The sequence below is a fragment of the Bradyrhizobium sp. th-b2 genome, from assembly GCF_000426785.1.
In the GTDB taxonomy this organism is placed as follows: Bacteria; Pseudomonadota; Alphaproteobacteria; order Rhizobiales; family Xanthobacteraceae; genus Bradyrhizobium; species Bradyrhizobium septentrionale.
Map to the genome: position 1 here is coordinate 73,996 of NZ_AUGA01000041.1, position 6,947 is coordinate 80,942.

Sequence of the window (6,947 nt, forward strand, 5' to 3'; positions counted from 1 at the left end):
CCCCGCGAATGCGGGGTATCCAGTACGCCGCGGCCTCTCGTTTAAACGACACTGCCTCTGGAATACTGGGTCACCCGCATGCGCGGGTGACGACAGGATAGATGAACCTAGCGCCCGCGCTTCACCGCGTCGTAGGCCATCCGCTTGAACTCGAACGAGAACGGATGGACGAACGCCATCTGGCGCTGCGCCATCATGACGCCGGCCATCCCGGTCTTCGGCGAAATCCACCACTGCGTTCCCGCAACGCCGCCCCAATAGAATTCGCCGGCAGCGTCGGGATGATCAATCGGCGAGGGCTTCTGGATCAGGCCGCCGGCAAGTCCGTGCACCTTGCCGGGTTGCTCGCCCATCATCGCGAAGCGGATCCACTGTCCCTCGGGCAACTGGTTGGTCATCATCTGCGCAATCGTGTCCGGCTTCAGCAGCGTCGGTCCGCCGGGCAGCAGGCTGCGGATCAGCGCAACCATGTCGGGCAGTGTGGACACCAGGCCGCCGCCGCCATTGAGCCTTGCGACCGGACGCAGATAGGCGCCGGGGAAGGGCGCATTGTCGGTGCGGGTGAGACCCGGCTTCATCGGCTCCATCAGATCGGCGCCGGCGTAGTACGCAACAAGGCGACCCTGATCCTCTTGCGGAACAACGAAGCCGGTATCGACCATGCCGAGCGGATCGAGGATGCGTGCCTTGATGAACTTGTCAAAGGTCTGGCCGCTGACGACTTCCACCAGGCGCGCGACGACGTCGATCGCGAGCGAGTATTCCCACGACGTGCCCGGCTGATAGATCAGCGGCAGATCGGCCAGCACGTCGACCATCTCAGCCAAGCTCGTATTGGGATTGTGCACTCCGCGCTCGTTGAGCGCCTTGAAAATGACGGTGCCGGGATCGAAGAAGCCGTAGCTCAGACCGGCGCTGTGGCTCAGCAATTGGCGGATGGTGATTGAGCTCTTCGCGGGCTCGGTTTGGTCGATCGACGTCGCGCCTTTCAGCAGGACCTTGCGGTTGCGCAGCTGCGGGATGAATTTCTCGATTGGATCGTCGAGCTGGAAGCGGCCATCCTCGACCAACAGCAGTGCCGCGCAGGAGGTGATGAGCTTGGTGTTGGAGAAGACCCGGAAGATGTGGTCAGTGCGCAGCGGGATCTGCGCTTCCTTGTCGGCCCATCCGACGCAGCTGACATCGACCAGCTCGCGGCCGACCATGACCGCCGACGAGATGCCGGACAGCAGATCGTTGTCGATATAACGCTGCATGGCCGCGCGCGCCGGCGCGAAATCGTAGCCGGTCGCGGTCACCTTCGGATCTTCCATGGTCGCTCCCCTGTTGCGCCGCGGGCCCTTTGGCGCGGTCGCTGTCAATCTCGCCTGACGGAATATTCCTTCGGACGCCGTCGCGCGTCGTCAGCGCTACCAACCAAACGCCGCTTCGGGACGCAACCGTATTCAGCCAGCTGGCTTCCTGGCTGCGGGATCGGTTTTGCCGACCTTGACCCCCGCATTCGCCAGCAGCACGCGGGCGGCTTCCTTCGCCGCGCGCGCCATGGCGGGATCGTCGCGCACCAGGTCCTGCGCGATCGAGCCATCGACCAGCAGCGTGAGCTGGGTCGCCAGTCCCTCGGCATCGGCGACGCCGAGTTGCCGCAGCAGGTCGCGAAACCAGACCCGGCGGCTTTCCTTGAAGGCAACAGCGATGTTTCTGACGGTCCGGTCGTCGTCCTCCGGGCCGAGTTCGGCCACCGCGTTGACGAACGGGCAGCCGCGAAAATCCCGCGCTGAAAAGCGCCGCTCCAGCGAATCGAAGGTCGCGAGAATCTGCTCGGCCGGCGGCTTGTCGGAGGGGCGGGGCTGCACGAAGCGGCGCTGCAGATAAGCCTCGATCAGCGCGTCCTTCGACGGGAAGTGATTGTAAAGCGTGCGTTTGCTGATGCCGATCTCGGCCGCGATGGTGTCGACGCCGATGGCGCGAATGCCTTGCAGGTAGAACAGCTTGTCGGCGGTCTCGAGGATCCGCTCTTTCATGGTCTGTTTGGGAGGCGGGGAAGCCATGCGCCGGCCGTGATCCTCTTTGCTTGACAGCTCGCCCCCTGTGTAGCCTAAGTACACAGGTCTGTGTAACCAAAACAAGCGTGAATCGCAGGCTGCGGCACTCGTGCCGTGCCCATTTGGGAGAACAAGAACAATGCCCCTGTTGCAGGTCCTGCGTCCCACGCTTCCCATTCTGATCGGTGCTTCCATCATGCTCACGCTGAGCATGGGGCTGCGGCAGAGCCTCGGCATCTTCATGCAGCCGCTGACGCACGACATCCACATCTCGATATCCGATTTCACGCTGGCGCTAGCCGTGCAGAACCTCGCCTGGGGCTTCCTGCAGCCGCTCGCCGGTGCGATGACGGTGCGGTACGGCTTCCGACCCATCATGGTGGTCGGCGCGCTGCTCTATATCGCAGGCCTCGTGCTGATGACGACCGCGCATGGGCTGGTCAGTGTCATGATCGGCGGCGGCGTGTTGATCGGCACCTCGCTGGCCTGTACCGCGGCGGCGATTGCGATGTCGGTTGCCGCGCGGGCGGTGCCGGAGACGGTGCGCTCGACCGTACTCGGCATCGTCTCCGGTGCGGGCTCGCTCGGCGCACTACTCTCGGCGCCGCTCGGCCAGATGCTCAATGAAGGATTCGGGTGGCGCGTCGGGCTCGCCGGCTTTGTCATCCTGTCGATCGCGATGATTCCGGCCGCCTGGTTCGCAGGGCGCGTCGACAGCATTCCGCTGCCGAAGCCCGCGGCCGACGATATCGGCAACGCCACTGCGGCGACCGCGGCGAAGACCGCGTTCGGCAACGCATCCTTCGTGGTGATGACCTGCGCCTACATGGTCTGCGGCATGCAGCTCGTCTTTCTCACCACGCATCTGCCGTCGTATCTCGCGATCTGCGGGCTCGATCCGTTGCTGAGCGCACAGACGCTCGGCATGATCGGCGGCTTCAACGTGCTGGGCTCGCTGTTCTTCGGCTGGGCCGGCCAGCGCTGGAACAAGCTCGCGCTGCTCGGCGCGATCTACATCCTGCGTTCGCTGGCGCTCGCCTGGTATTTCATGCTGCCGGCAACGCCGGGCTCGACGCTGCTGTTCGGCGCCATCATGGGCTTCCTCTGGATGGGCGTCGGTCCGCTGGTCGCGGGCGCGGTCGCCGAGATGTTCGGGCTGCGCTGGCAGGCGATGATCCAGGGCCTCGCCTTCATGAGCCACCAGGTCGGCAGCTTCCTCGGCGCCTATGGCGGCGGAGTGATCTACGACTCGCTCGGCTCCTACACCATGGCTTGGCGGATCGGCGTCGCGCTCGGCCTTGCCGGCGGCATCATCCAAGTCGCCTTCGCGCTGATCCGGCCCGCGCAGCCGCCGCTGCTCAAGGCCGCCTAGCTTCCGATCCCGACCAGGTCGGTGGCTGCCACGTCCGTGGGCAGCCGCCGATGTCTGCCTATTTTTCAGTCGATCGCTTGCTGCGAGAACGCGCAGCGCAGCGCGACATGGTTCCGTACGGCGATTGAAGTAACAGCGCTTTCAAAGCGTTACTCCGTACGCACTGGTGGCACGAATCTTGATTGAATTTGGCTAGAATTCGTGCCGGACGCCGTCGCTTAGGCTTTCCGGCTTGGGGACTATGGGAAGGGCTGGCCGCGATGAGGCTAGTCGCCGTCACTCTCCAGCCATCCGCGCACCACGGCCTTCGCCGCGCCGCCGAGCAGGAGGCCCTTGTGCCCGACGTCCGGCGTGATGCCGCTCTGACTTCGCCGCATCCTGCCACCCGCATCGCGGCACTTCGAGACATCCCGATAACCGAACGCGCAAGTGGCCTCTCGGTGCTCACGCCCCGAACGCGCCGCGCCCATTCCGAACAGCAACATTTCTTGTGATGGGAGGAAGATGATGGAGTCTGGGACATACACGCGCCAGAAGCTCGTGAGGACAGTGGTTGCGCTGCTTGGAGTAGCGTTTCTGTGCCTGCTGTTCAGCGACCTCGCGCTGGCCGAGGACGCGGCGCCGCCGGCCTGCGGCGGCAAGATTCTCGAGAAGTGCACACCAAACTCCGGCGACACCGCGTGGATGCTGACATCCGTCGCACTCGTCTTGATGATGACGGTGCCGGGCCTCGGCCTGTTCTACGGCGGCATGGTGCGCAAGAAGAATGTCGGCGATACCGTGATGACCAGCTTCGCCCTCACCTGCCTGGTCACGATCCTGTTTGCCGTCCTGACCTACAGTTTGGCGTTCCGTGCCGGCACGCCGTTTATCGGCGGTCTGGATCGCATGTTCCTCAGGACATCCTGAGTGACATCGGTAAGGGTGGCATCGGCAATCCCAATCCACTCGCCGCGACCATTCCTGAGTCTGTCTACATCTGCTTTCAGATGACGTTCGCCATCATCACGCCGGCGCTGATTGCCGGTGCGTTCGCCGAGCGGATGAAGTTCTCTGCCATGCTCTGGTTCATCGGGTTGTGGGCGATCTTCGTCTATGCGCCGATCGCGCATTGGGTCTGGGGGCCTGACGGGATCTTCTCGGCGGGCAACGACGCCGCGTATGTCAAAGTTCTCGATTTCGCCGGCGGCACCGTTGTGCACATCAATGCCGGCGTGGCCGGGCTGATGTGCGCCATCATGCTTGGCAAGCGCGTCGAGACGGGTCCGGCTCACAATATGGTGCTGACATTCATCGGCGCCTCGCTACTGTGGGTCGGCTGGTTCGGCTTCAACGCCGGCTCCGCCGTCACGGCGGGAATGCAGGCAGGCATGGCCATGCTGGTGACCCAGATCGCCACGGCGGTGGCGGGCTTCACCTGGATGCTGGTGGAGTGGGCGCTGAAGGGCAAGCCGACCGTCGTCGGCATCTGCTCGGGTGCCGTCGCCGGCCTCGTCGCGATCACGCCGGCCTCCGGTTTCGTCGGGCCGGTCGGCGCCTTCGCCATCGGCATCGCCGCCGGCGTATGCTGCTACTGGGGATGCACCGGGCTGAAGCGGATGTTCAGCTACGACGACGCGCTGGACTGCTTCGGTGTCCATGCCGTCGGCGGCATCGTCGGAGCGCTGCTGACGGGCGTGTTCGCGGTCGAGCAGTATGGTGGTACGGCAGGCGTTCTGGAGGGCAATGCCGGGCAGTTCATCAATCAGTGCATCGGCGTCGCGACCGTCTTCGTGTATGATGCCGTCGTGAGTCTGGTCATCCTGTTCGTGATCAATCTCTTCGTCGGGCTTCGCGTGACGCGGGAGATCGAGCGGGAAGGACTGGATCTCGCGCTGCACGGCGAGGTCGTGCAGTAGACTGGGCGGCGTTCCGCAAGGCCGGCGATCTTCGCTGGCCGGTGCGGGTCAAAGCTGTTCGAGGTGATCCCATGAACTGGTTCTATTGGAACACAGCGTGGTCGCTGTTCTTCAGCCTGGTTTGGTTCATGACCATCACGCACAATCCGGATGCGCAAATCGCAGATGCGCATCTGCGTGATGAGGCGTTCAAGCGCTAGCTCCGGTAGTAGCGCCACATCCTGAGGAACGTCCGGTGGATCTCGTCGGGCGTCCGGTCGAATGGCTCGAGATCGACGCGCACCACGCCACGCTGGTCCATGCGCCACGGCAAGCGCATCAGCAGCCGATAGGCCGGCCGCTTGCGCCAATCGGCCACCAGCGCGCTGCCGAGCGGCCCATTGAGCGCGATCTGCAACTCGTGAACGGTCATCGCGCGCTCGGCGATCTCGACGAGGTCGATGCGCGCGATGGCGCGCCAGCGGATCAGCCCGAAGGCCTGGATGAAGATGCCGTACTGGTTGGCCCCGATGGTCGGACGACCGGCCTCCAGCAGGGGGATGTTGTAGTAGGTGAAGCCGGCCGCCGCAGCCGCCAGCGCCAGCCAGTAGATCGCGCCCGTGATCCAGCTCGCGGTCAGGAAGATCGCGGCCAGGGCGGCCGTGACATAGACCGGAAAGTAGATGTCCTCGCGGCCGTAGGCGACCGAATAGCCGCCGACGTTTCCCTCGTCCAAGGTTGCAATCATGCGAGCCCTTCGCCCGGGGCGGTCCGGGACGCATCAGGGATGATGCTTGGGCACGAAGCAAAAACGGGGCCCAAAGGGCCCCGTTTGAAACGTCAGAAGCAGGCGATTTTACTTGATCTTGGATTCCTTGAACTCGACGTGCTTGCGCGCGACCGGGTCGTACTTCTTCTTGACCAGCTTGTCGGTCATGGTGCGCGAGTTCTTCTTGGCGACGTAGTAGAAGCCGGTATCGGCCGTCGACACGAGCTTGACCTTGATGGTGACCGCCTTGGCCATGTGCAAAACCTCGAAAATGCAGAGATATCGGGAGCCGGCCAAATCGGCCCGCGTTTGGCCGGGAAACTAGCCATAAACCGTGGGAAGTCAAGGATTTCCCGGCCGAAACGGGCCTGATTTCGCGGCTTTTCGCTGCAAAACGGGCGATTTTCGTCGAACCTGGCACACCGGACTGCCGACTACCGCCTGTTCCCGTTTCCAGCTGATGGCAGAGGACAGGATGTCGGTTGCAATCACCCATGACGGCCAGGGCGTGCGCATCGAATGGCTGAAGGAGTGGTACTTCCGCCTGGCCTCGGTGCCGTTCCTCGCAGGCGGCCTCTACTTCGTCGTCGGTTAAGAAGCCGATTTGAGTGGTGTGCGGTGGCTGGTGACTGAGAAGAAGGCAGCCAGGAAGAGGTACCAAAGAGCCCTTAGCCAGGCGAGGATGCGGCGGAAGTTGTAACCGACGGCGGAGAGGATGACGTTGGCGGCATCGCCGGCGCGGCCTTTGAGGTAGCAGCGGCCGAGGTGTCCGTCAGCCTTCAAATGGCCGATCACGGGCTCGATAGCGGAGCGGCGCCGCAGCTGGCGCTTGATAGTGCCGAAGACGCCGCGCTTCTGGCCGGAGATGAAGACGCGGCGCGGGTTCT

Annotated in this window: 6 protein-coding genes and 2 pseudogenes; 3 read left to right on the forward strand and 5 right to left on the reverse strand. The window is 63.9% G+C overall.

Annotated features, from left to right (window positions below; translation table 11 throughout):
* Nucleotides 1–107: 107 nt before the first annotated feature.
* On the reverse strand, nt 108–1,313 hold the full coding sequence (locus K359_RS0133990; RefSeq protein WP_029083309.1) for a serine hydrolase: 1,206 nt from the start codon (nt 1,311–1,313) through the stop codon (nt 108–110).
* Nucleotides 1,314–1,445: 132 nt separating this feature from the next.
* Nucleotides 1,446–2,048 (reverse strand): TetR/AcrR family transcriptional regulator, encoded by a 603-nt coding sequence (locus K359_RS0133995; protein WP_035977595.1) that lies wholly within the window; start codon nt 2,046–2,048, stop codon nt 1,446–1,448.
* A gap of 133 nt (nt 2,049–2,181) precedes the next feature.
* On the opposite strand from K359_RS0133995, the gene K359_RS0134000 reads away from it, so the two are divergent.
* The 3 genes and pseudogenes from K359_RS0134000 to K359_RS65885 all read left to right on the forward strand — a co-directional run bounded on the left by K359_RS0134000 (nt 2,182) and on the right by K359_RS65885 (nt 5,512).
* Entirely contained in the window at nt 2,182–3,414 is a 1,233-nt protein-coding gene (locus K359_RS0134000) for an MFS transporter (protein ID WP_029083311.1), read from the forward strand.
* Nucleotides 3,415–3,918: 504 nt separating this feature from the next.
* Nucleotides 3,919–5,312 (forward strand): annotated as a pseudogene (locus tag K359_RS53750) (ammonium transporter).
* Between the two features lie 71 nt (nt 5,313–5,383).
* Nucleotides 5,384–5,512 carry a hypothetical protein gene (locus K359_RS65885; protein WP_256375187.1) on the forward strand — a complete coding sequence of 43 codons (129 nt, stop codon included), beginning with the start codon at nt 5,384–5,386 and terminating at the stop codon, nt 5,510–5,512.
* Here K359_RS65885 and K359_RS0134020 read toward each other — a convergent pair.
* The 3 genes and pseudogenes from K359_RS0134020 to K359_RS53760 form a co-directional block, all read right to left on the reverse strand.
* Nucleotides 5,509–6,039, reverse strand: a complete 531-nt coding sequence (locus K359_RS0134020) for a hypothetical protein (protein ID WP_029083313.1) — start codon at nt 6,037–6,039, stop codon at nt 5,509–5,511. The two genes, K359_RS65885 and K359_RS0134020, sit on opposite strands and share 4 nt — an antisense overlap.
* A 108-nt stretch (nt 6,040–6,147) precedes the next feature.
* A complete protein-coding gene (gene rpmG, locus K359_RS0134025) occupies nt 6,148–6,315 on the reverse strand; it encodes a 50S ribosomal protein L33 (RefSeq protein ID WP_027537094.1) in 168 nt (55 codons plus the stop codon).
* 336 nt (nt 6,316–6,651) lie between these two features.
* A pseudogene (locus K359_RS53760) lies at nt 6,652–6,947 on the reverse strand (IS5/IS1182 family transposase); the annotation flags it as partial.